Origin of the sequence: Streptomyces sp. NPDC102441 (assembly GCF_044765585.1) — a bacterium.
GTDB lineage: Bacteria > Actinomycetota > Actinomycetes > Streptomycetales > Streptomycetaceae > Streptomyces.
In genome coordinates this window covers 57,966-80,054 of sequence record NZ_JBIWKH010000023.1, presented here as the reverse complement: position 1 = coordinate 80,054, position 22,089 = coordinate 57,966, and the positions used below count along the sequence as shown (strand labels likewise).

Here is a 22,089-nt window from a genome sequence, read left to right as displayed (position 1 = left end):
AGATGGGGACACTATGCGTGAAATCAACCGAAGGGGCCTGCTCGGGGCAGGGCTCGGAGCCGCAGCCGCACTCTCGATGGCCGGCTGCGGCTCCAACGAATCACCGTCCGGCCGGCCGGATCCCGAGAAGGGCTCCAAGGGCGGCAAAGGGACGCACGGGAATGGCGGCGGCGCGCCAGGAAAACAAGTCAGGCTGATCGGTGACGGCTCCACGTCGGACACCGGAAAGCAGCCGAATCAGCCCACCGCCCCCGTCCGGCTCGAGCCCGGCCAGACGCCACCGCAGTTCGTGATCTTCTCCTGGGACGGGGCGGGCGAGGTCGGCAACGGGCTCTTCCCGCGCTTTCTCGAACTCGCCAAGGAACACGACGCGGCGATGACCTTCTTCCTCTCCGGGCTCTATGTGCTGCCCGAGTCGAAGAAGTCCCTCTACCGTCCGCCCAACAACCCCCGGGGCGCCTCCGACATCGGCTATCTCACCGATGACCACGTCAAGCAGACCCTGAAGTACGTCCGCCAGGCCTGGCTCGACGGGCACGAGATCGGCACCCATTTCAACGGGCATTTCTGCGGCGGTTCCGGAACGGTCGGCGACTGGTCGCCCGAGCAATGGCAGAGCGAGATCGACCAGGCGGTGTCCTTCGTCACCGAATGGCGGACCAACACCGGGTGGGACGACGTCGAGCCGCTGCCCTTCGACTACAGGAAGGAACTGGTCGGGGGCCGTACACCCTGTCTGCTCGGCCAGGACAATCTCCTCCCCACCGCGAAGCGGCTCGGCTGGCGTTACGACGCGAGCTCGCCGGGCGGCAGCCAGATGTGGCCCGAGAAGCGTCAGGGCGTCTGGGATCTTCCGCTTCAGGGCATTCCCTTCCCCGGCCACACCTTCGAAGTCCTCTCCATGGACTACAACATCCTCGCCAACCAGTCGAAGAATTCGACCAACGGCATGCCATCGCGCTATCCGGGGTGGCGCACCCAGGCCACCGACGCGTATGTCGCCGGATTCGACCGCGCCTACGAGACGAACCGTGCGCCCTTCTACATCGGTAACCACTTCGAGGAGTGGAACGGCGGCATCTACATGGACGCCGTGGAGGACGCGCTCAAACACATCGCGGGCAAGCCGGATGTGCGCCTCGTCTCATTCCGGCAGTACGTCGACTGGCTCGACGCACAGGACCCGGCGGTACTCGCGAAGCTCCGCACACTCCAGGTCGGACAGGCCCCCGAAGGTGGCTGGAACACCTTTTTCAAACAGGCCTGACAAGGGGCTGTACGGGCATCGAGGGGGGTGCCCAAGTTCCCCGGAACTGCCATGCGAAACTTTTCACATGAGCTCTGGCCGCGCACCCCGACGCCGCTTCACCCTGCCCGCCGCCATCGCGGCGGCCGGTGCCCTGACCCTGTCCGCGTGCTCCGGTGACGGCGCCAAGGCGGGCGGCGGCGGGAACACGAACTTCGTCACCGGCAGCGGCGGGATCTCCACCGTCGCCAAGGGCGAACGGACCGACGCACCGGAGCTCGACGGCACGACCCTGGACGGCGAGGACCTCGCCGTCGCCGACTACAAGGGCAAGATCGTCGTCCTGAACTTCTGGGGATCCTGGTGCGGCCCCTGCCGCGCCGAGGCCAAGCACTTCGAGAAGGTGTCGAAGGCGACCGAGGGCCAGGACGTCCAGTTCGTCGGCGTCAACACCAGGGACCCCCAGAAGTCCCTCGCGGTCAGCTTCGAGAAGGACTTCGGAGTCACCTACCCGAGCATCTACGACCCGACCGGGAAGCTGCTCCTGCGCTTCCCGAAGGGCACGCTGAACCCGCAGGCCATCCCGTCGACCGTGATCATCGACCGGGACGGGAAGCTCGCCGCCCGTTCGCTCGCCGCGCTCGACGCGGAGAAGCTGCGCGAGATGATCGACCCGCTGGTCGCGGAGAAGTGACTCCGGTGCTCGAACTGGCCGCGGTCACCGGCGGAAACGAGACGGTCGCCGGCGGGGCCCTCATAGTGGCCCTTCCCATCGCGCTGCTCGGCGGTCTCGTCTCCTTCTTCTCGCCGTGCGTCCTGCCGCTGGTGCCCGGCTACCTCAGCTACGTCACCGGGGTCAGCGGCGCCGACCTGGCCGAACAGCGGCGGGGCAGAACCGTCGCCGGGGCCTCGCTCTTCGTGCTCGGCTTCACCGCCGTGTTCGTGTCCGGGGGCGCGCTCTTCGGCTTCTTCGGCCAGACACTCCAGGAGTACAGCGGGACGCTCTCCAAGGTCCTCGGCGTACTGATGATCCTCATGGGGATCTTCTTCATGGGCCTCATGCCCTGGATGACGCAGCGCGAATTCCGCATCCACAAGCGGCCGGTGACCGGGCTGGCCGGAGCGCCGCTGCTCGGCGCCCTCTTCGGGATCGGCTGGACGCCGTGCCTCGGCCCGACGCTCGCCTCCGTCAACGCACTCGCGTTCGAGCAGGCGACGGCCGGACGAGGAGCGGTGCTGTCCGTGGCGTACTGTCTCGGACTCGGTGTCCCCTTCGTCCTGGCGGCGGTCGCCTTCCGCAAGGCGCTCGGCGCGTTCGGCTGGGTCAAGCGCCACTACGCGTGGGTCATGCGAATCGGCGGCGGCATGATGATCGTGACCGGAGTACTCCTGCTGACGGGTGCGTGGGACGCGCTCATCCAGGAGATGCAGGTCTGGTCCAACGGCTTCACTGTGGGGATCTGAGTCCATGAGCAACACGAACACCACGGACGAGCGCGAACTCGGCCAGGCCGGGGAACAGCTCTCCACCGCCCCGCGCGAGGAGTCCGCCTCCTCCGTACCCGCGATGGGCGTCATCGGCTGGACCCGGTGGTTCTGGCGCCAGCTCACCTCGATGCGGGTCGCGCTGATCCTGCTCTTCCTGCTGTCGCTCGGCGCCATCCCCGGCTCGCTGATCCCGCAGAACAGCGTGGACGAAATGAAGGTGCAGACCTTCAAGGAGGCCCACACCGCCGTCACGCCGATCTACGAGAAGCTCCAGTTCTTCGACGTCTACAGCTCGGTGTGGTTCTCCGCGATCTACATCCTGCTGTTCGTCTCCCTGATCGGCTGCATCGTCCCGCGCACCGCCCAGTTCGTCGGACAGCTGCGCGGCCGGCCGCCCGGCGCCCCGAGGAAGCTGACCCGGCTGCCCGCGTACACCACCTGGCGCACCGACGCCGAGCCCGAACAGGTCCGCGAGGCCGCCCTCTCCATCCTGCGCAAGCGGCGCTTCCGCTCGCACACGGTGGACGACGCGGTGGCCGCGGAGAAGGGCTATCTGCGCGAGACCGGGAACCTGCTGTTCCACATCGCGCTGATCGTCATGCTGGTCTCGTTCGCCGGCGGGCAGCTCTTCAAGTCCGAGGGCGGCAAGCTGATCGTGGAGGGTGACGGCTTCGCCAACACGATCACCCAGTACGACGACTTCAAGTCCGGCTCGCTCTTCGACAACGACGACCTCACGCCCTTCAGCTTCGACCTGCAGGACTTCGTCGGCACGTACGAACGCAGCGGCCCGCAGCGCGGAACGCCCCGGACCTACGAGGCCAGGGTGACGTACTCCGAGGGCGCCGACGGCGCACCGAAGAAGAAGGTCATCGAGGTCAACAAGCCGCTCGTCGTCGACGGCACGAAGGTCTACCTGAACGCGCACGGCTACGCACCGGTCATCTCCGTCAAGGACGGCAAGGGCAAGGAGGTCTACAGGTCCTCCGTGCCCCTGCTGCCCATCGACAACAACGTCACCTCGACCGGTGCGGTCAAGGTGATGGACGGCTACAAGGGAGCCGACGGCAAGAAGACCCAGCTGGGCTTCCAGGCCTTCTTCGTACCGACGTTCGCGGGCAACGGCCAGGGCACGATGTTCTCGCAGTACCCCGGGCTCGACTACCCGGTCCTCGCGCTCAACGGCTACTACGGCAGCCTCGGCGTCGACTCCGGGCTGCCGCAGAACGTCTACCAGCTCGACACGTCCAAGATGAAGGAATTCAAGGACAGCAACGGGGACAAGCTCAAGAAGCGACTGCGCCCCGGCGAGACCATGAAGCTCCCCGACGGTGCGGGCTCGGTCACCTTCGAGAGCGTCGAGGAATGGGCCAGCTTCCAGATCTCGCGCCAGCCCGCCAGCGGCTGGGCGCTCACCGGCGCCGTCGCCGCCATCATCGGGCTCGCCGGTTCGCTCTTCATCCAGCGCCGCCGTGTGTGGGTGCGCGCGGTCCGCGGAACGGACGGCGTCACCGTCGTCGAGATGGCGGGCCTGGGACGGAGCGAGTCCGCGAAGCTGCCCGAGGAGCTGGCCGATCTCGCGGCCGCGCTCAACACCGTGGCGCCCACCGCGCCCGAACCCGAACCCGAGACCGGACAACCTTCCGAAGAACCTGCCGAAGGGGCTGAGAAGTGAATCTCGCCGCCGCAACCAACGAGAATCTGGCGAACATCAGCAACACGCTGATCTACTCGTCGATGGCCGTCTACATGCTGGCCTTCTTCGCACACATCGCGGAGTGGGTGTTCGGGAGCCGCAGCAAGGTCGGCCGTACGGCCGCCGCGCTCCAGAACAGCTCGGCCGCCGACGGTTCCACGGTGAAGGTGCAGGTCGCGCAGCAGGGCGGCACCGCTGTGCTGGAGCGGCCCAAGGTCGTCACCCGGTCCGCAGCCGGGACCCGGGACGTCCCGGACGGCCCCGGCGCCGCGGGCGGCACCTTCAAGGGTGATCTGTGGGGACGGATCGCGGTCTCCCTGACGGTCGTCGCCTTCGCCGTCGAGACGGGCGGAGTCGTCGCGCGTGCCCTGTCGGTGCAGCGGGCCCCCTGGGGCAACATGTACGAGTTCTCGATCACCTTCTCCACCGTGGCGGTCGGCGCGTACCTCGTCCTGCTGGCGCTGAAGAAGAACGTCCGCTGGATCGGCCTCCTGCTGGTGACCACGGTCCTGCTGGACCTCGGGGTCGCCACCACGTGGCTCTACACCGACAGCGACCAGCTGGTGCCGGCTCTGCACTCCTACTGGCTGTGGATCCACGTCTCCACCGCGATCATCTGCGGTGCGATCTTCTACCTCGGCGCGGTCGGCACCCTGCTCTACCTGTTCCGCGACAGCTACGAGAACAAGATCGCCAACGGCGGCACACCCGGGAAGTTCGCGTCCTCCGTCCTGGAGCGGCTCCCCGCCGCGAAGACCCTGGACACCTTCTCGTACCGCATCAACGCCGCCGTCTTCCCGCTGTGGACGTTCACGATCATCGCGGGCGCGATCTGGGCGGGCGACGCATGGGGCCGCTACTGGGGCTGGGACCCCAAGGAGGTCTGGTCCTTCATCACCTGGGTCGCGTACGCCGCCTATCTGCACGCCCGCGCGACGGCCGGCTGGAAGGGCCGCAAGGCCGCCTACCTGGCGCTCGTCGCCTTCGGCTGCTGGCTCTTCAACTACTACGGCGTGAACATCTTCGTCACCGGCAAGCACTCCTACGCCGGGGTCTGACCGGAACACCCGCGAGGGCGCGACCGCTTCGGTGCGGTCGCGCCCTCGCGGCATGTACGGGCATCAGCCGAGCGGGGTGTCCAGGACCGCCTTGCGGTGGCTGAACGTCTCCAGGGAGTACCGGCCGTGGTAGTTGCCCATGCCGCTCTCCCCGACCCCGCCGAACGGCAGGTCCGAGACGGTCAGATGGGCCAGCGGCAGGCCGATGCCGACCCCGCCCGAGGAGGTCTCGGCCAGCAGCCGCTCCCGTACGGCGGGGGACTCCGTGAACGCGTACAGCGCCAGCGGCTTGTCCCGGTCGTTGATGAACCCGATGGCCTCGTCGAGGCCGTCCACGGTGATGATGGGCAGGACCGGGCCGAAGATCTCCTCCCGCATCACGGGGGAGTCCGGGGCGACATCGGTCAGCACGGTCGGAGCGATGTACTTCGCGTCCCGGTCGTGGGCGCCGCCCGTCACCGTACGGCCGGAGTCCAGGAGGCCCACCAGCCGGTCGAAGTGGCGCTCGTTCACGATCCTGCCGTACTCCGGACTGGTGGACGCGTCCTGGCCGAACAGCCCCTCGACCGCCGCCGCGAGGGCGTCAGCCAGGGCCGGTGCGGTCTCCGGGTCGGTCAGGACGTAGTCGGGGGCGACGCATGTCTGACCGGCGTTGAGGAACTTCCCCGACGCCAGCCGGGCGGCCACCGTCTTCAGGTCCGTGTCGCGGTCGACGAACACGGGCGACTTGCCGCCCAGTTCGAGCGTCACCGGCGTGAGGTGCTTCGCCGCGGCGGTCATCACGATGCGGCCGACCGTGCCGTTGCCCGTGTAGAAGATGTGGTCGAAGCGCTCGGCGAGCAGCGCGGTGGTCTCCGGCACCCCGCCCTCCACCACGGTGAGCGTGTCGGCGTCCAGATACTCCGGCACCAGCCGGGCCAGGGCGGCGGAGGTGGCGGGCGCCAGCTCGCTGGGCTTCGCCACGACGGTGTTGCCCGCCGCCAGCGCCCCGGCGACCGGAGCGAGCAGCAGCTGCACCGGGTAGTTCCAGGGCGCGATGACCAGGACGACACCGAGCGGGTCCTGCACGGTCTGGGCGGTGGCCCCGGCCAGGACGGCCGGTACGGGGGCGGGCTCGGGCTCCAGCCAGCCGGCCAGGCGCTCCAGGGTGTGGTCGATCTCCCGGACCGTGAAGTCGATCTCGGTCCGGTAGGCCTCCTTACGGCCCTTGCCGAGGTCGGCCCGGAGCGCCTCGGCCAGTTCGTCGCCGCGCTCGGTGAGCAGGGCACGCAGCCGCGTCAGCCGGTCCGTGCGCCAGGAGAGGTCCCTGGTGCGGCCGGTACGGAAGGCTCCACGGAGCCGGGCGACGACCTCGGCCGGGGTCTCCCGCACGGTCCCGGCGGCACTCACAGGGCCGCCAGGATCTCGCGGGCCAGCTGCTCGGAGGAGGCCGGGTTCTGACCGGTGTGCAGGTTGCGGTCGTGCACGGTGTGCACCGCCCACGGGTCGGCCGCCGAGTAGTCGGCGCCCAACTCGACGAGGCGGTTCTCCAGCAGCCATGGCGCCTTGTTGGCCAGGCCGGCCTGGGTCTCCTCGGCGTTGCTGAAGCCGGTCATGCGGTAGCCGGCGAACGGCCAGCTGCCGTCCTCGCGGCGGGCCGGCAGCAGGGCGGCGGGCGCGTGGCACAGGACGGCGACCTGGGTGCCGGAGTCCAGGGCCGAGGTGAGCAGCCGCCCGGACGCCTCGTCGACGGCGAGGTCCTCCATCGGGCCGTGGCCGCCGGGGTAGAAGACGACGTCGTAGGACGTGGGCACGACGTCCTCCAGCCGGGCGGGGATGCGGAGCGTCTCGTCGATGGCGGCGAGGTACGAGGCCACGGCGTCGGCCTGGTCCTGGTCCCCGTTGGACTCGGCGGTGAGGCTGACGCTGTCCACGGTGGGGGCGACCCCGCCGGGGGTGGCGATGGTGATGTCGAAGCCGGCCTGGGAGAAGACACGGTGGGGGGCGGCGAGTTCCTCGGCCCAGAAGCCGGTGGGGTGGGTGGTGCCGTCGTTGAGGGTCCAGTGGTCGGCACCGGTGAGAACGAAGAGTACGGAGGGCATGGGGTGCTCCCTACGAGACGCGAGACGCGTGAGACCTGAAGCTTGATATGCTCAAGCAATGCCCTTCATGTAACGGGTCAAAGTTGAGCATGTCAAATGAATGCGGGTGCGTGGCGGCCGGAGTCCGGGCCTCCGGACCACGCGTACCGATCGAAGGATGACCGACCATGACGACGGAACCGGCACCCCGCGCCGTCCCTACTCCGGACGAACTGCTCGAACCCCTCGCAGTCGTCGTCCGTGGCCACCACGACGACCTCACCGCCGTCGCCGGCCGCCACGGGCTCAGCACCTCGCAGGCCCGGGCGCTGATCGCCCTCAACGAGCCCATGCCCATGAGCGCGCTGGCCAGTCATCTGGTGTGCGACGCGTCCAACGCGACCGGTCTCATCGGCCGTATGGAGACCCGTGGCCTGGTGACACGCACCCCGGCGCCCGGTGACCGCCGCTCCAAGGTGGCCTCCCGCACGGCGGAGGGCACCGAACTGGCGCACCGCATCCGCGCCGAGATGCGCGTGGTGCACGGCGCCCTGGAGGCCCTCACCCCCGAGGAACGTACGGCGCTGCTGCCCCTGCTCGACCGGCTGGGGCGGCTGCTGTCGTCATGAGGTCATGACGTGGCGGGCGGGGCCGAGTCGTCCGGGCCGGCGCCGCTCTCCCGGCGCTTGACCTCCTCCTCGCGGCGGCGCAGGTCGGCCTCCCGCTCGTCGAGGCGCGACTCGTGGTCCTTGTCGTCCTTCAGCGACTTGAGGAAGTCCGGGTTGTCGTCCGGCGCCACCCACGTCGTCCGGCGCCCACGGGAGGGCGTGCCGCCCCCGGCGGGTGCGTGGCGCGTCTTGCCCGCGGCCAGCCAGACGATCGGCCCGACGATCCAGAACAGCAGGATGATGAAGACCCAGGCGATCTTCGGCAGGTGCTTGGCCTCGTCCTCCGGGGTGTTCAGGCAGTCGATGAACGCGAAGATCGTCAGCGCCAGCGGCAGGATGTAGATCAGGGCCCTGAGCATCGTGCAAGATCCCCCGAGGTGAGGTGAGGGGGCGCACGGACCGCCCCCGGTGACGGGCCAAGGGTAGCGGGTGTCCGATACTTGGCCTTATGGCTTACGACGATCTTCGCTCCCTGCTCCGGGCTCTGGAGCGCGAGGGCGACCTCAAGCGCATCAAGGCCGAGGTCGACCCTTATCTGGAGGTCGGCGAGATCGTCGACCGGGTGAACAAGGCGGGTGGCCCCGCGCTCCTCTTCGAGGACGTCAAGGGGGCGTCCATGCCCCTGGCCATGAATGTCTTCGGGACCGACCGGCGGTTGCTCAAGGCGCTCGGGCTGAAGTCCTACGCCGAGATCAGCGACAAGATCGGCGGCCTCCTCAAGCCGGAGCTGCCGCAGGGGTTCGTCGGGATCCGCGAGGCGTTCGGGAAGCTCGGCGCGGTGACCCACCTGCCGCCGAAGAAGGTGAAGTCCGACAGCGCCCCCGTCCAGGAGGTCGTCCTCACCGGCGACGACGTGGACCTGGAGCAGCTGCCCGCGCTCTTCACCTGGCCCGAGGACGGCGGCTCCTTCTTCAATCTGGGCCTCACCCACACCAAGGACCCCGAGACGGGGATCCGCAACCTCGGCCTCTACCGGCTGCAGCGTCACGACAAGCGCACCATCGGGATGCACTGGCAGATCCACAAGGACAGCCGCAACCACTACCAGGTCGCCGCCAGGCGCGGTGAGAAGCTGCCCGTCGCCATCGCGTTCGGTGCGCCGCCCGCGGTCACGTACGCCTCCACGGCGCCGCTGCCCGGGGACATCGACGAGTACCTCTTCGCCGGCTTCGTCCAGGGCAAGCGGATCGAGATGGTCGACTGCAAGACCGTCCCGCTCCAGGTCCCGGCGCAGGCCGAGGTCGTCATCGAGGGGTGGCTGGAGCCGGGCGAGATGCTGCCCGAGGGCCCGTTCGGCGACCACACCGGCTTCTACACCCCCCAGGAACCCTTCCCCGCACTGAAGATCGACTGCGTGACGATGCGGAAGCGCCCGCTGCTGCAGTCGATCGTCGTGGGCCGGCCGCCCACCGAGGACGGTCCGCTGGGGCGGGCCACCGAGCGGTTCTTCCTGCCCCTGCTCAAGATCATCGTTCCGGACATCGTGGACTACCACCTGCCGGAGTCGGGCGGCTTCCACAACTGCGCGATCGTCTCGATCGACAAGAAGTACCCGAAGCACGCCCAGAAGGTGATGAGCGCCGTCTGGGGTGCCCACATGATGTCGCTGACCAAGCTGATCGTGGTCGTGGACTCCGACTGCGACGTCCATGATCTGCACGAGGTCTCCTGGCGGGCGCTGGGCAACACCGACTACGCCCGCGACCTCACGGTCGTCGAGGGCCCGGTGGACCATCTCGACCACGCCTCCTACCAGCAGTTCTGGGGCGGCAAGGCCGGGATCGACGCGACGAGGAAATGGCCCGAGGAGGGCTACACCCGGGACGGCGGCTGGCCGGCCATGGTCGAGTCCGACCCGGATACATCCGATCGTGTGACGCGACGCTGGAAGGAATACGGACTGTGAGCGCCTCCGCCGCCGCTGTGCCGCAGCCCCGCAGCAAGCCCCGCGCGTTCCTGCGGCTGGTGATGATCGAGCACTCGGTCTTCGCGCTGCCCTTCGCCTACATCGCCGCGCTGACCGCGATGTTCCAGTTGGACGGCACCTTCCACTGGGGCACCCTGCTGCTCGTGACCATCGCGATGGTCGGACTGCGTACGTTCGCGATGGCCGCCAACCGGATCATCGACCGGGAGATCGACGCCCGTAACCCGCGCACGGAGGGCCGGGAGCTGGTGACCGGCGCGGTCACGGTGAAGTCCGCGTGGACCGGCGCGATCGTGGCCGTCGTGGTCTTCCTGGGCGCCGCCGCCCTGCTGAACCCCCTCTGTCTGGCGCTGGCGCCGGTCGCCGTCGTGCCGATGGTCGTCTACCCGTACGGCAAGCGGTTCACGAACTTCCCGCACGCGATCCTGGGGATCGCCCAGGCCATAGGGCCGATCGGCGCCTGGCTGGCGGTGACCGGGAGCTGGTCGTGGGACGCGGTGATCCTGGGGCTGGCCGTCGGCATCTGGATCGGCGGCTTCGACCTGATCTTCGCCTGCCAGGACGTGCGGGCGGACCGGGCCCACGGAGTGCTCTCCTTCCCCGCGCGCTTCGGGATCCCGGCCGCGCTGTGGGGCGCACGGGTCTGCCATGTGGTGACGACCGGGCTTCTGGTGTGGTTCGGACTGGCGACGGACGCGGAGATCTTCTACTGGATCGGCATGGTGATCGTCGCCGTGGCCTTCGTGTACGAGCACCGGGTCGTGCGGCCGCACGACCTGTCCCGGCTGAACCGGGCCTTCTTCTCGGTGAACGGCTTCATCGGGATCGCGCTCTTCGCCTGTGCGCTGCTCGATCTGCTGGTGCGGGGCCTCACGCCGTGAGCTTCACGCCGTGATGTAGCCCTTCGGCCCCTCGGGGAGGCGGGGGCGGCGGAAGACGAACGCCGCCGCCACCCCGCCTATGAGGCCGAAGAGATGGCCCTGCCAGCTGATGCCGGAGTCCGTCGGCAGCACGCCCCAGAGCAGGGAGCCGTAGACCGCGGCGATGACCAGGCCGACGACGATGTCCAGCGGACGCCGGTCCACGAAGCCGCGCACCAGCAGATAACCGAAGAGGCCGAAGACCACACCGGACGCGCCGAGCGTCACCGTGTCCGGCGGCGCGGTGAGCCAGACGCCGAGGCCGGCCGTCACGATCACGACGAGGACCACGGCGGCGAACCTGCGTATCCCGCCGAGTGCGGCGATGAAGCCGAGGACCAGCAGCGGGACGCTGTTGGATGCCAGATGCTCCCAGCCGCTGTGCAGGAACGCGGACGGCACGACGTCGGCCAGCTCGGCGGGCTCGCGGGGGCTGACGCCGTAGGTGTCGAGGGAGTTGTCCGTCGCCGTGTCGATGCCTTCCAGCACCCACAGCAGCGCGATCCAGGCGAGCATGACCGCGCCGGCCGTGACGGCCCGTGCGGTGGCGGTGGTGCGTGTGCCCGTCATGGTCACCTCCTGTCCATCCCCGATCTTCGCAGGGCATCCCGGCCTCCAGGCCGGGCGGGTATGCGATCTCGTGGCTGCTCTGACGTGATGGTCAGAGCGGACGTTTCTGCTGCTCGATGTACTGCTTGACGATGCTCAACGGTGCTCCGCCGCAGGACCCTGCGAAGTAGGACGGAGACCAGAAACGGCCGTGCATGATTGCCCGGTTGCTGGGCCCGGTGAACTCCTGGCGCAAGTATCGAGAGGAGACCCCTTTGAGGGAGTTGACCAGTTTGGACAGCTGGACCTTCGGTGGGTAGTGCACCAGAAGGCGGACGTGATCATCTTCGCCGTTGAACTCTCGCAGCTCTGCCTCGAAGGACTGACAGACGTCCCGCATGATCTCTTCGCAGCGGGTCAGCATGTCGTCGTTGAAGACACCGCGCCGATACCTGGTGACAAACACCAAGTGCACGTGCAAGTGGAAAACGACATGATTTCCCCTGCGGACTTCGGGATCGGTTTCCCAACGCGGTGACATCCACCAAGGGTAGTGTGTTGGACAAGCCGGGCGAAGGGGGGTGGGCTGGTTGATTCGTGCGTACAAGTTTCTGTTACGGCCCACGGTGGGTCAGGCGATCGCGCTCGGTGAGATGCTGCGTGATCACTGCTCGCTCTACAACGGTGCGTTGCAGGAACGCCGTGATGCCTACCGGCATCCGTCGAGGACGAGCATCAAGTACGGGATGCAGTCGGGGCAGCTCAAGGATATCCGGGCCTTCGATCCCGAACGGCAGGGCCGCTGGTCGTTCAGCTCCCAGCAGGCCACGCTGCGACGGCTGGACAAGGCGTTTGCCGCGTTCTTCCGTCGAGTCAAGGCCGGGGGCAAGCCCGGCTACCCGCGCTTTCGCGGGGCGAACTGGTTCGACACGGTGGACTTTCCCCGGGACGGCGACGGCTGCCGCTGGGACTCGACCCCGCACGACCCCGTTACCCGGGTCCGCTTTCAGGGCGTGGGGCACGTCCGGGTCAACCAGCACCGCCCAGTGGTCGGCACGGTCAGGACCGTCAGCGTGAAACGCGAGGGCCGCAAATGGTTCGTCGTACTCACCGCAGAACAGGCCCTGCCCGAACCACTGCCCGCAACCGGCTCCGACATCGGCATCGACATCGGCATTGCCTCGTTCCTCACCGACTCCAACGGCGTACACATCCCCAACCCGCGCCACGCCCGCAAGGCCGCCTGCAAGCTGGAGGCCGCGCAGCGGGCGCTGTCCCGGTTCCCACGGTGCAAGGCCAAGGACCGCACCCAGAACCACCAGCGGGCGGTCGAGAAGGTCGTGGCCCTGCACGGCAAGGTGCGGCGCCGGCGCCTCGACCACGCCCACAAGACCGCGCTCACCCTGGTTCGCGAGCATGATTTCATCGCGCACGAAGACCTCAAGATCCGCAACATGAGCAAAACCCCCGCACCGAAACCCGACCCCGAAACTGCGGGCGCGTTTCTGCCCAACGGGGCGGCAGCCAAGGCAGGACTCAACTATTCGATCGCTGATGCCGGTTGGGGGGTGTTCCTGACGATCCTGAACGCGAAGGCTGAGAGTGCCGGGCGGGAAGTGATGGCCGTGGACCCCCGCAATACCTCCCGCACGTGTCCCGCATGCGGGCACACCGCGAAGGAGAACCGGCCCACACAGGAGAAGTTCCACTGCGTCGACTGCGGCCATCAGGCGCATGCTGACGAGGTCGGGGCACTCAATGTTCTACGGGCCGGGCTGGTCCGTCGCCACGCCAACACGGCGTAGCGAGAAGCCCCGCCTCCAGGGCGGGGAGGAGTCACGGCTGTTCCCTCATCCGTGCACCGTTGCAACGTCCGGATCCCCTGGCTCAGTTCCTGGGAAGGGGTGCCGGATAGGCTCGGCGGTGTGAGAACCGGGACTTCGATGACTCAGCAGGAGCGCAGGCCTTGGATTGTCGGGGTGTCGGGCGCATCGGGCACGCCGTTCGCGGCCTCGGTGCTGCGTGGACTGCTGGCCGCCGGCGAGAGCGTCGATCTGGTGGTCAGCCGTGCCTCGAGGCTGACGCTCCTGGACGAGACGGGGACCGCCTTCCGTGACGCCCACTGGCAGGAGGACCTGCGGAGCTGGCTGGCGCGGGGCGCGGACGGGAAGCCGGACACCTTCCGGCCCGACATCGACGGCGTACGCCACTGGGCAGCCGGCGACCTGGCGGCAGGGCCGTCCTCGGGCTCGTATCCGGCTAAGGGGATGCTGATCGTCCCGGCATCGACGGCGTGCGTGGCCGGGGTGGCGCTCGGACTCTCGAAGGATCTGCTCCAGCGGGCCGCGAGCGTGACGCTCAAGGAGCGGCGGAAGCTGGTCGTGGCCGTGCGCGAGACACCGCTCAGCGGCCAGACACTGAAGCAGATGGTCGCGCTCGACGAGGCGGGCGCCGTGGTGCTGCCCGCCTCTCCGGCGTTCTACGCGGGGGCGACGCACATCCAGGATCTGGTGGACTTCGTCGCCGGGCGGGTGCTGGACGCGGCGGGGGTGCCGCACCAGCTGTACCGCCGCTGGGAAGGGGAGCTCGGTGGTGCCTCCCGGGGCTGAACCTCTGGGGTCAGCGCTTCTTCCCGGGCAGGCGCGGGGAGCGGGTGCGGTCGACGCGGTGGGCGGCGGCGGGCTGGTGGGCACGCGAGCGGTTGGCCAGGTCCTGCAGCTCGCGCATCCGGGCGTAGGCCATCTCGATCGAGTACACGGTGAAGTTCACTCCTGAGGATTCGAAAGCGTTTCATGAATGATGAGGAAGATTTACAGGGCCTGACCCTGTTGTGCCTTAGATTCTACACGTAAACTCGCGGCACTGCTGAACAATGGAAGGTTTCAGTCATATGGACGCGGTGGACAGGCAGCTCATCCAGGCCCTCAGGGAGAACGGCAGGGCCTCGTATGCCGAGCTGGGGCGGCTCGTCGGGCTATCCGGGCCCAGCGTCACCGACCGCATCAACCGGCTGGAAGCCGCCGGGGTCATCACTGGGTACCGCGCGACGGTCGACGCGGCATCGCTGGGGCTCGGTGTCACCGCGCTGATCGGCATCTCCCTCTCCGACGCCGCCGACCACGAGGACGTCGCGCACCGGCTCAAGGACCTCGCCGAGATCGAGGACTGCTGGTTCATCGCGGGCGACGACTCGTTCATGCTCAAGGTGCGGGTCGGCGACGTGGACGGACTGGAGAAGACCATCCGGCGGCTCAGCGGCACCAGGGGGGTCTCCAGGACCCGTACGACGGTCGTGCTCTCCACCAAGTGGGAGAACAGGGTCGGGGAGCTCCCCGAGGAGGAGTGACGCGAGCGGTGGTGGGGGTGCCCCCGACCGGAAGGCGGGGGAGTACCGTGGGCTGCCGGAACGGCTGTACAGAGACATGGGAGGGGCACTGGTGGACGCGGGACTCAAGCGTGAGCTGGAGGAGAAGGTCCGGGCCGGCGAGCGGCTGACCCGCGAGGACGGGATCGCGCTCTACGAGTCCGACGACCTCGCTTGGCTCGGCGGGCTGGCCCACGAGGTGCGTACGAGGAAGAACGGCGACGTCGTCCACTTCAACGTCAACCGTCACCTCAACATGACCAACGTGTGCACCGCGTCCTGCGCGTACTGCTCGTTCCAGCGCAAGCCGGGCGAGAAGGACGCGTACACGATGCGCATCGAGGAGGCCGTCCGCCTCGCGAAGGCGATGCAGGGCGAGAACCTCACCGAGCTGCACATCGTCAACGGGCTGCACCCCACCCTGCCGTGGCGCTACTACCCGCGCTCGCTCAGCGCGCTCAAGGAAGCCCTGCCGGAGGTGGCGCTCAAGGCGTTCACGGCGACGGAGATCCACCACTTCGAGACGATCTCCGGGCTCTCGGCCTCCGAGATCCTCGACGAGCTGATCGAGGCCGGTCTGGAGTCGCTGACCGGTGGCGGCGCGGAGATCTTCGACTGGGAGGTCCGCCAGCACATCGTCGACCACAACACCCACTGGGAGGACTGGTCGCGCATCCACCGTCTCGCGCACGAGAAGGGTCTGAAGACCCCGGCGACGATGCTGTACGGGCATATCGAGGAGCCCCGTCACCGCGTCGACCACGTGCTGCGGCTGCGGGAGATGCAGGACGAGACCGGCGGTTTCCAGGTCTTCATCCCGCTGCGTTACCAGCACGACTTCGTGGACATGAAGGACGGCAAGGTCCGCAACACCCTCCAGGCGCGGACGTCGATGGCGACCGGCGCGGAGGCGCTCAAGACCTTCGCGGTCTCGCGGCTGCTCTTCGACAACGTCCCGCACGTCAAGGTCTTCTGGGTGATGCACGGCGTGCAGACCGCGCAGCTCGCGCTCCAGCACGGTGCGGACGACATGGACGGCTCGGTCGTCGAGTACAAGATCACGCACGACGCCGACGACTACGGCACGCCGAACAAGCTCGGCCGCGAGGACCTGCTCGACCTCATCCGGGACGCGGGCTTCCAGCCCGTGGAGCGCAACACCCGCTACGAGATCCTGCGTGAGTACCCGGGCCCGGAGGCCGATCGGCGCGAGACGCCGCAGCCGATGCGCGTCTGAGGCTCACGCCCTCCCGGCGCCCCGCGCCCGTAGCGGGTGCCCCGGGGTGCCCCGCTGCACGAAAGCCCCGGCCTGCCGTCCCCCGGCCGGGGCTTTCTCGCGTGGTGGACGCGAGTTGAAGGCGCTTATTCGTAATGGCTAATCTGCACCTATGGCGCTTACATTTGAAGTGGATCCCGCGTTCGACCGAGCCCTGCGGGACGGCATCACCGCGCTCTGGACCGACGTCAGCAACGCCGGCGGAGCCGTCGGCTTCGTGCCCCCCGTCACCCACGACGAGGTCAGGCCGGAGCTGGTCAAGCATCTCGCCGGGATGGCCGAGGGCCGCACGCACCTGGTCGTCGGGCGGGACGAGGACGGCACGGTGGCAGCCACCGCCTTCCTGACCCACAACACCCACCGGCTCATGCGGCACTGGATCGGCGCCTACACCGTGATGGTCCACCCGCGTCACCAGGGCAGGGGCTTCGGGCGCGCGCTGATGGCGGCAACGGCCGACGCCGCCCTGGAGATCGACGGCATCGAGGCCATCCGGCTCACCTGCCGCGGTGGCACCGGGGCCGACCGCTTCTACGCCTCCTGCGGATACAAGGAGGTGGGCCGGGTCCCGAACGCCATCCGGGTCGCCGAGGGCGACGACCGCGACGACGTCATCATGCTGCTCCCGCTCTTCCGCCAGGCGCGCCAGGGCAACCCTGCGAACTGATCGATTTCGGGGCATGCTTCACTGGTCGGGCGAGACTCCGCACCACCGCAGGAACGTCGGACGTAGAGAGAAGGCCAGCCGTGTCCGCTGCCAAGCCGAGCGCAACGATCAGGTACACCGCCATGCGCCTGCTGATTTTCGTCGGCTGCTTCTTCGTCTCCGGCCTGGCGGTCCACTTCGGAGTGCTCCCCGCCGGCGTCGGCGGCTCCAATGTCGTCTGGGTCATCCTCCTCGGCCTGCTGCTCTCCGCGCCGCTGAGCTTCATCCTGCTGCGCAAGCAGCGCGACGAGATGTCCGAGCAGCTCATCTCGACGGTCGACCGGACCAAGGCCAGGCTCGAGGCGAACCGCACCCGCGAGGACAGCGTCACCCAGTAGGTTCCGCGTAAGGTTCCTCACACCGCACGCGTACGGACACGAAGCCCCGGACCGGAGCAGCCGCTCCCGTACCGGGGTTTCCGCGTGCCCGGGGCGGGCCCGGCCCAAATTGATCAAGAAGCGTACCTTTGAGGTTCTCAAAGTTGCAGTGTTAACGTATTGGACATGTTCACCGCAGCGCGCACCCATCACGCTCTGAGCGTTCCGCTCGTGGCGCGCCTGCATGTCGATCTCTGCCGCTGTATGTCCGCGGTCTGTTGCCGCAACGTCTGAACCGGCATCATGCAGCGGCGCCGCCCTTGACGCGGGCGCCGCACCCCCGTCCCCCGTTCGACCGCATGACCGTACGTCTGTCCTCGTACGTCCCGATGCGTCACATCTGGAGTGTGTCCGTGTCCGCGAATCCCGCGCCCACCGCCGAGACCGAAGCCGGCAAGCCGTCCGGTTCCGGCTTCCGCCTGCCCAGCATCCCGTTCTGGATACAGATAGTCGCCGGTCTCGTCCTCGGTGTCCTGCTCGGCTGGATCACCCGCAGCTACGAGATCGGCTGGCTCTACACCACGCTCGACCAGGTCGGTCACATCTTCGTCCAGCTGCTGAAGCTGGCCGTGGCGCCCCTCGTCTTCTTCGCGATCCTGGTGTCGATCACCAACCTGCGCAAGGTCAACAACGCCGCCAGGCTGGCCACCCGCACACTGCTCTGGTTCATGATCACGTCACTGATCGCCGTGGCCATCGGCCTCGCGATCGGTCTGATCACCAACCCGGGCTCCGGCACCGGCCTCACCCCGAAGGACGGCTCCAAGCCCGAGAGCGCGGGCTCCTGGCTGGACTTCCTCACCGGCATCATCCCCACGGACGTCATCACGCCGTTCACCGAGCTGAACGTCCTCCAGATCGTCTTCATGGCCGCTGTCGCCGGTATCGCCGCGCTCAAGCTCGGCGAGAAGGCCAAGCCGATCCTCTCCCTCAGCGAGTCGATCCTGGAGCTCCTCCAGAAGGCCCTGTGGTGGGTCATCCGCCTCGCCCCGATCGGCACCGTCGGCCTCATCGGCTACGCCATCGCCGACTACGGCTGGGACCTGATCGGCAAGTACGCCACGTTCACCGCCGACGTCTACATCGGCTGCGCCCTGGTGATGTTCGGCGTCTACCCGCTGCTCCTCGCCACGGTCGCCAAGGTCAGCCCGCTGCAGTTCTTCAAGGGCGCCTGGCCCGCGATCCAGCTGGGCTTCGTCTCCCGCTCCTCGGTCGGCACGATGCCCGTCACCCAGCAGGTCACCGAGCGTCTCGGTGTCCCGAAGGAGTACGCGTCCTTCGCCGTGCCGTTCGGCGCCACGACCAAGATGGACGGCTGCGCCGCGATCTACCCGGCGCTGGCGGCGATCTTCATCGCGCAGATCTTCGACGTCCAGCTGGGCATCGGTGACTACATCCTGATCGCGTTCGTCTCGGTCATCGGCTCGGCGGCCACCGCCGGCCTCACCGGCGCCACGGTCATGCTGACCCTCACCCTGTCGACGCTGGGCCTCCCGCTGGAAGGCGTGGGCCTGCTCCTCGCGATCGACCCGATCCTGGACATGATGCGCACCGCCACCAACGTGGCCGGACAGGTTGTATCGCCGTTGATCGTGGCGGCACGGGAGGGCATCCTCGACCGCGACGCGTACGACTCGGGTGGCTACTCGCCCGTTGAGGAGTTCGGGACCGAGCCCCAGGATTCCAAGGAGCGCGCGGAAGTCGCTGCCTGAGGCGTAACGAACAACAGTCTCCGGTGCTCCGGAACGGCCCTCTACCGCGCTTGCGCCCTGGTAGGGGGCCTCTTCGCGCCATGGTCAGGGGACTACCGCCTTGGTGTGCTGTTTCGGCAGAAGTGACCCCGTGGGTCGGTCGGAACTCGGGGGCGGTGTGTCGCTCGGCGAATCGCATTGATGAGTCCCTCCTCGCGGAGCCGCGACCGGCGTGATCCTGATCGATTCAGGCTCGGGCGGCTTCCTGCGGCCCCGTCCGACACTGAACACATCTACCTTCTCGAGGACCAGTGCCACGATTGCCCTGCGGCGTTCCAGGTTCTCCGCGGAGTCGTCGTCCCACACCGTCAGAGCGTCCGTCACCCGGCGCGTCTGCCTGACGACCCCTGCGGACTCGCGGGAGCGGAGGGATTGCAAGTCGCTGCGAAGGTGGCCGAGGGAGTCGAAGTAGTCCTCGTCCTCCATGTCCCCGCCCTTCCACCGCTGACGCAGAGCGCGGATACGATCCTCCAGCACTGCGATCGGCCCGGTCAGATCCTCAGTAGGAGGCTGCTGCGGTTGCGGCCGATGTTCCTGCAATGCGGCCTCGACCGCCGCATTCAGTTGCTCCTCGATCCACGCGTACGAGCGGCTGACCTTTCCGCACCCCAGTTCACCGTCGTGCCCTACCTGGCCCGAGTGACAGAGCGTCCGCCGAAACGTACGGCCCTGGATCGTGGCCCACTGAACCCGCATGGTCGACCCGCAGTACCCGCACTTGAGGAATCCTGAATACAGGTGCTTCCGCTTGCCGGATCCCTGCGCGGAGGGCGTTGCCCGGCTGTCCAGCACGACTTGGACGTTGGTCCACTCATTACGGGTGAGCGGGTGAGGGTAGATACTGTCGCCGATGTCCTGCCCCTTGTGCGTGATGATCCCCCCGATCCGCTCGGACCGGTACACCCGCTTGACTTTCTGGATCGACCAGGCCGTTCCGCCGGGAGATCGCGCACCCGCTTCGTTCCACAGCCGGGCCACGTCTCCTGGGGTCCGTCCCGGAGAGCTCATGAGCATGTCGTAACCGCGTCGGATCAACTCCACCTCCTCGGGCACGATCCTTTGAAAGCCCGAATCCCGATCGAAGCCGAAGACGCGGGGGCCTCCCGCATGCGGCCTTCCCCTCTCGCGCCGCTGGAGCAATGAACCATTGATTCGCTCCGACATGCGCTCCGTCTCCTGTTGGGCCACCGCCCCTTTGATCGTGAGGATCATGCGGCCGTTGGCCGTGGCCGTGTCCTCACCTTCCGTCGTAGCGAACGCGAAACTGTGCTCCCTCTGCTCTTCGAGGAAGCTGGTCAGCTCCGTGAGACGGCGGGTCAGGCGGTCGATCGAGTAGACGACGATCGCGTCCACCAGCCCGTCCCGAGCGTCACGCAGCATCTCCGTGTAGGCGGGCCGCTTCCGCTTACTGGTGGTGGATGCCGACATGTCATTCTCCGGATAGACCTTGTGGACCGTCCATCCAAGCCTGGCGCACAGCTCTCGGCACGCGGCCTCCTGGCGCAGGATTCCGAGTTCCTGACCTTTGCGGTCCTTGCTGATCCGTGTGTAGATCGCCACGCGCTGCGGCTTGGACATGAAAACCCTCCGACCTGTCGCACCGCGCTGCATAACGTGCATACAGGCCGGGCGGTTACGGCACGTACCGGTTAGACGCAGGTCCTGGTGATCGCTGCGGCGCGCGAAGAGGCGGCGGTGCCCCCCGGGCTCAGAACTGTGTCCGGGGGGCACCGCTGTGTGCCCCGGCCGTCAGGGCTGCTGGAAGACGACCTCGGGGTTGCCGGGTGTGGGGCCGTCCAGCAGGAGCTGGTGCCGGCCGCTCAGGTGCTCGTCGAGGAAGGCGCCGACGTAGTCACGGGTGATCCGGACCTGACGGTCGGTGGAGAGCGTGACCGTGGGGTCCAGCGTCACACCCATCCGGTCCTCCAGGACCGGTACGTCCGTGAAGCTGGAGTGGCCGGAGCCCTCGACGCCGAGCCAGCGCTTCCAGCCGTCCAGCCGCTGCCAGCCCTCGTCCCAGGACTCGTCCCCACCGCCAGGGGAGTGGAGGCCCATGGTGCCCAGCATCATGAAGGGGCGCTCGCCGAGACCTGACGCGGGAACGCGCTCCTGGAACGTGCCGTCCATGTTGATCCCCGCGTCGAAGCGCGGGTCGGCGAGCATCGCGGAGGCAGCCGCACTGCCCCCGATGGAATGGCCCGCCACGGCGACCCGGCACGGGTCGATCATGCGGGAGTTCTTCCAGGCGGGACGGTGGCCGGTCAGCCGGTCCAGTACGAAGGAGAGATCGGCGGCCCGTCCTGTGGAGACGAGCCTGCCCAGCTCCTCCCGGGCTTCGTCGGAAGGCGCGGACTCCATCTTCTCGCAGGCCACGCAGGTCAGGAGCCGGCCGTCGGGCAGTTCGGTCCCGACCGACTCGTAGGCGTGGTCGACACTCGCCACCACGTAACCGCGGCTCGCCAGGTCCTCCGCGAGCGAGGTCACCGTCGCCCGGGGGTTGCCGAATCCGGGGGAGAGCAGCACCAGGGGGAAGTGCCCAGGCGCCGTCCGTGCGCCGGTGCGGGCGTGGGTGCCGAGCGTACTGAGTGCCGTCGGCTGCACGGTGTCTTCCAGCCCGACGCCCGCCAGCACCAGCCGGGCTTCCCCGGTGCTCATGTACGGAGCGGTGACGCCCGGCCGGCCGTGGCGGGCGGGAAAATACAGGGAGACCATCAGCTCGCGGTCCCCGGCCTCGGGCACCCAGGGGTCGGTGCGGTCGTGGTCGGTGAGGTGCAGGACCTCTGCGCCGACGGTGTACGGGCCGGTCGGGCGGGGCAGTTCGAGCGTGGCGGAGGCGGGCGTGGCAGGTGCGGGTGCCGGGCCGGATAACGCCTGGGCGGTGGCGACGGGTGTGGCCAGCAGGAGTGTGGCTGCGAGGGCGGCGACGGCCGTCCGTCTGCGGAGTCTCATCGTCATGCCAGGGACGCTAGGCGGTGGCCTGGGGCGAAGGCATCGGACCCAGGA

The 22,089-nt window shown here is 68.3% G+C and carries 23 protein-coding genes; 15 read left to right on the top strand and 8 right to left on the bottom strand.

Features of this window, described 5'->3' with window-relative positions:
- Positions 1–13: 13 nt before the first annotated feature.
- The 5 genes from ACIREO_RS36745 to ccsB all read left to right on the top strand — a co-directional run bounded on the left by ACIREO_RS36745 (position 14) and on the right by ccsB (position 5,488).
- A complete protein-coding gene (locus ACIREO_RS36745) occupies positions 14–1,267 on the top strand; it encodes a hypothetical protein (protein ID WP_404118601.1) in 1,254 nt (417 codons plus the stop codon).
- Between the two features lie 67 nt (positions 1,268–1,334).
- Complete coding sequence (locus tag ACIREO_RS36740; RefSeq protein WP_404118600.1) at positions 1,335–1,940, top strand: TlpA family protein disulfide reductase; 606 nt, start codon at positions 1,335–1,337, stop codon at positions 1,938–1,940.
- A complete protein-coding gene (locus ACIREO_RS36735) occupies positions 1,937–2,710 on the top strand; it encodes a cytochrome c biogenesis CcdA family protein (RefSeq protein WP_404118597.1) in 774 nt (257 codons plus the stop codon). The genes ACIREO_RS36740 and ACIREO_RS36735 overlap by 4 nt, the downstream gene beginning before the upstream one ends.
- A 4-nt stretch (positions 2,711–2,714) precedes the next feature.
- Positions 2,715–4,409 carry a cytochrome c biogenesis protein ResB gene (locus ACIREO_RS36730; RefSeq protein WP_404118595.1) on the top strand — a complete coding sequence of 565 codons (1,695 nt, stop codon included), beginning with the start codon at positions 2,715–2,717 and terminating at the stop codon, positions 4,407–4,409.
- Entirely contained in the window at positions 4,406–5,488 is a 1,083-nt protein-coding gene (ccsB, locus tag ACIREO_RS36725; RefSeq protein WP_404118592.1) for a c-type cytochrome biogenesis protein CcsB, read from the top strand. Before ACIREO_RS36730 ends, ccsB begins: the two co-directional genes overlap by 4 nt.
- Positions 5,489–5,551: 63 nt before the next feature.
- Here the strand turns inward: ccsB and ACIREO_RS36720 are convergent, their stop codons facing one another.
- Positions 5,552–6,877, bottom strand: a complete 1,326-nt coding sequence (locus ACIREO_RS36720) for an aldehyde dehydrogenase family protein (RefSeq protein WP_404118589.1) — start codon at positions 6,875–6,877, stop codon at positions 5,552–5,554.
- The gene (locus ACIREO_RS36715; protein WP_404118587.1) at positions 6,874–7,569 is read right to left on the bottom strand and encodes a type 1 glutamine amidotransferase domain-containing protein; all 696 of its coding nucleotides are present in this window, start codon (positions 7,567–7,569) and stop codon (positions 6,874–6,876) included. Before ACIREO_RS36715 ends, ACIREO_RS36720 begins: the two co-directional genes overlap by 4 nt.
- 167 nt (positions 7,570–7,736) lie before the next feature.
- Here ACIREO_RS36715 and ACIREO_RS36710 point away from each other — a divergent pair, with 167 nt between their 5' ends.
- Entirely contained in the window at positions 7,737–8,177 is a 441-nt protein-coding gene (locus tag ACIREO_RS36710) for a MarR family winged helix-turn-helix transcriptional regulator (protein WP_031098390.1), read from the top strand.
- Between the two features lie 2 nt (positions 8,178–8,179).
- Here the strand turns inward: ACIREO_RS36710 and ACIREO_RS36705 are convergent, their stop codons facing one another.
- Positions 8,180–8,575, bottom strand: coding sequence for a PLD nuclease N-terminal domain-containing protein (locus ACIREO_RS36705; protein WP_404118584.1), 396 nt, complete (start codon positions 8,573–8,575; stop codon positions 8,180–8,182).
- Between the two features lie 89 nt (positions 8,576–8,664).
- Here ACIREO_RS36705 and ACIREO_RS36700 point away from each other — a divergent pair, with 89 nt between their 5' ends.
- Positions 8,665–10,122: a menaquinone biosynthesis decarboxylase gene (locus tag ACIREO_RS36700; protein ID WP_404118582.1), complete on the top strand. Its 1,458-nt coding sequence runs from the start codon at positions 8,665–8,667 to the stop codon at positions 10,120–10,122.
- Positions 10,119–11,024, top strand: coding sequence for a menaquinone biosynthesis prenyltransferase MqnP (gene mqnP, locus ACIREO_RS36695; RefSeq protein WP_404118579.1), 906 nt, complete (start codon positions 10,119–10,121; stop codon positions 11,022–11,024). Before ACIREO_RS36700 ends, mqnP begins: the two co-directional genes overlap by 4 nt.
- Positions 11,025–11,027: 3 nt before the next feature.
- On the opposite strand, the gene ACIREO_RS36690 is transcribed toward mqnP, so the two are convergent.
- Together ACIREO_RS36690 and tnpA are read right to left on the bottom strand one after the other, a co-directional pair.
- A complete protein-coding gene (locus tag ACIREO_RS36690) occupies positions 11,028–11,633 on the bottom strand; it encodes a rhomboid family intramembrane serine protease (protein ID WP_404118577.1) in 606 nt (201 codons plus the stop codon).
- A 91-nt stretch (positions 11,634–11,724) separates the two neighbouring features.
- Positions 11,725–12,153, bottom strand: coding sequence for an IS200/IS605 family transposase (gene tnpA / locus ACIREO_RS36685; RefSeq protein ID WP_404118575.1), 429 nt, complete (start codon positions 12,151–12,153; stop codon positions 11,725–11,727).
- Between the two features lie 49 nt (positions 12,154–12,202).
- On the opposite strand from tnpA, the gene ACIREO_RS36680 reads away from it, so the two are divergent.
- Positions 12,203–13,417 carry an RNA-guided endonuclease InsQ/TnpB family protein gene (locus ACIREO_RS36680; protein WP_404118709.1) on the top strand — a complete coding sequence of 405 codons (1,215 nt, stop codon included), beginning with the start codon at positions 12,203–12,205 and terminating at the stop codon, positions 13,415–13,417.
- A 138-nt stretch (positions 13,418–13,555) separates the two neighbouring features.
- Positions 13,556–14,221 carry a UbiX family flavin prenyltransferase gene (locus ACIREO_RS36675; RefSeq protein ID WP_404118707.1) on the top strand — a complete coding sequence of 222 codons (666 nt, stop codon included), beginning with the start codon at positions 13,556–13,558 and terminating at the stop codon, positions 14,219–14,221.
- A 10-nt stretch (positions 14,222–14,231) separates the two neighbouring features.
- Here the strand turns inward: ACIREO_RS36675 and ACIREO_RS36670 are convergent, their stop codons facing one another.
- Entirely contained in the window at positions 14,232–14,381 is a 150-nt protein-coding gene (locus ACIREO_RS36670) for a hypothetical protein (protein ID WP_404118714.1), read from the bottom strand.
- Between the two features lie 121 nt (positions 14,382–14,502).
- On the opposite strand from ACIREO_RS36670, the gene ACIREO_RS36665 reads away from it, so the two are divergent.
- The 5 genes from ACIREO_RS36665 to ACIREO_RS36645 all read left to right on the top strand — a co-directional run bounded on the left by ACIREO_RS36665 (position 14,503) and on the right by ACIREO_RS36645 (position 19,047).
- Positions 14,503–14,958, top strand: coding sequence for an Lrp/AsnC family transcriptional regulator (locus ACIREO_RS36665; protein WP_404118573.1), 456 nt, complete (start codon positions 14,503–14,505; stop codon positions 14,956–14,958).
- 91 nt (positions 14,959–15,049) lie between these two features.
- Positions 15,050–16,213: an aminofutalosine synthase MqnE gene (gene mqnE / locus ACIREO_RS36660; RefSeq protein WP_404118571.1), complete on the top strand. Its 1,164-nt coding sequence runs from the start codon at positions 15,050–15,052 to the stop codon at positions 16,211–16,213.
- 151 nt (positions 16,214–16,364) lie between these two features.
- Positions 16,365–16,919: a GNAT family N-acetyltransferase gene (locus ACIREO_RS36655; RefSeq protein ID WP_404118569.1), complete on the top strand. Its 555-nt coding sequence runs from the start codon at positions 16,365–16,367 to the stop codon at positions 16,917–16,919.
- An 80-nt stretch (positions 16,920–16,999) separates the two neighbouring features.
- Complete coding sequence (locus ACIREO_RS36650; RefSeq protein WP_404118567.1) at positions 17,000–17,296, top strand: DUF4229 domain-containing protein; 297 nt, start codon at positions 17,000–17,002, stop codon at positions 17,294–17,296.
- A 392-nt stretch (positions 17,297–17,688) separates the two neighbouring features.
- Complete coding sequence (locus ACIREO_RS36645) at positions 17,689–19,047, top strand: dicarboxylate/amino acid:cation symporter (RefSeq protein WP_404118705.1); 1,359 nt, start codon at positions 17,689–17,691, stop codon at positions 19,045–19,047.
- An 84-nt stretch (positions 19,048–19,131) separates the two neighbouring features.
- On the opposite strand, the gene ACIREO_RS36640 is transcribed toward ACIREO_RS36645, so the two are convergent.
- Both ACIREO_RS36640 and ACIREO_RS36635 read right to left on the bottom strand, forming a co-directional pair.
- Positions 19,132–20,664 carry a recombinase family protein gene (locus ACIREO_RS36640; protein WP_404118564.1) on the bottom strand — a complete coding sequence of 511 codons (1,533 nt, stop codon included), beginning with the start codon at positions 20,662–20,664 and terminating at the stop codon, positions 19,132–19,134.
- A 171-nt stretch (positions 20,665–20,835) separates the two neighbouring features.
- A complete protein-coding gene (locus ACIREO_RS36635; protein ID WP_404118561.1) occupies positions 20,836–22,041 on the bottom strand; it encodes an alpha/beta hydrolase family protein in 1,206 nt (401 codons plus the stop codon).
- Positions 22,042–22,089: the final 48 nt, after the last annotated feature.

What these genes read in the sequence shown, in the direction of transcription:
- tnpA (WP_404118575.1), bottom strand. Translation starts at nt 12,153, where the DNA reads ATGTCACCGCGTTGGGAAACCGATCCCGAAGTCCGCAGGGGAAATCAT.
- ACIREO_RS36710 (WP_031098390.1), top strand. Translation starts at nt 7,737, where the DNA reads ATGACGACGGAACCGGCACCCCGCGCCGTCCCTACTCCGGACGAACTG.
- ACIREO_RS36745 (WP_404118601.1), top strand. Translation starts at nt 14, where the DNA reads ATGCGTGAAATCAACCGAAGGGGCCTGCTCGGGGCAGGGCTCGGAGCC.
- ACIREO_RS36705 (WP_404118584.1), bottom strand. Translation starts at nt 8,575, where the DNA reads ATGCTCAGGGCCCTGATCTACATCCTGCCGCTGGCGCTGACGATCTTC.
- ACIREO_RS36730 (WP_404118595.1), top strand. Translation starts at nt 2,715, where the DNA reads ATGAGCAACACGAACACCACGGACGAGCGCGAACTCGGCCAGGCCGGG.
- ACIREO_RS36740 (WP_404118600.1), top strand. Translation starts at nt 1,335, where the DNA reads ATGAGCTCTGGCCGCGCACCCCGACGCCGCTTCACCCTGCCCGCCGCC.
- ACIREO_RS36665 (WP_404118573.1), top strand. Translation starts at nt 14,503, where the DNA reads ATGGACGCGGTGGACAGGCAGCTCATCCAGGCCCTCAGGGAGAACGGC.
- ACIREO_RS36690 (WP_404118577.1), bottom strand. Translation starts at nt 11,633, where the DNA reads ATGACGGGCACACGCACCACCGCCACCGCACGGGCCGTCACGGCCGGC.
- ACIREO_RS36635 (WP_404118561.1), bottom strand. Translation starts at nt 22,041, where the DNA reads ATGACGATGAGACTCCGCAGACGGACGGCCGTCGCCGCCCTCGCAGCC.
- ACIREO_RS36655 (WP_404118569.1), top strand. Translation starts at nt 16,365, where the DNA reads ATGGCGCTTACATTTGAAGTGGATCCCGCGTTCGACCGAGCCCTGCGG.
- ACIREO_RS36700 (WP_404118582.1), top strand. Translation starts at nt 8,665, where the DNA reads ATGGCTTACGACGATCTTCGCTCCCTGCTCCGGGCTCTGGAGCGCGAG.
- ACIREO_RS36715 (WP_404118587.1), bottom strand. Translation starts at nt 7,569, where the DNA reads ATGCCCTCCGTACTCTTCGTTCTCACCGGTGCCGACCACTGGACCCTC.
- ACIREO_RS36640 (WP_404118564.1), bottom strand. Translation starts at nt 20,664, where the DNA reads ATGTCCAAGCCGCAGCGCGTGGCGATCTACACACGGATCAGCAAGGAC.
- ACIREO_RS36675 (WP_404118707.1), top strand. Translation starts at nt 13,556, where the DNA reads ATGACTCAGCAGGAGCGCAGGCCTTGGATTGTCGGGGTGTCGGGCGCA.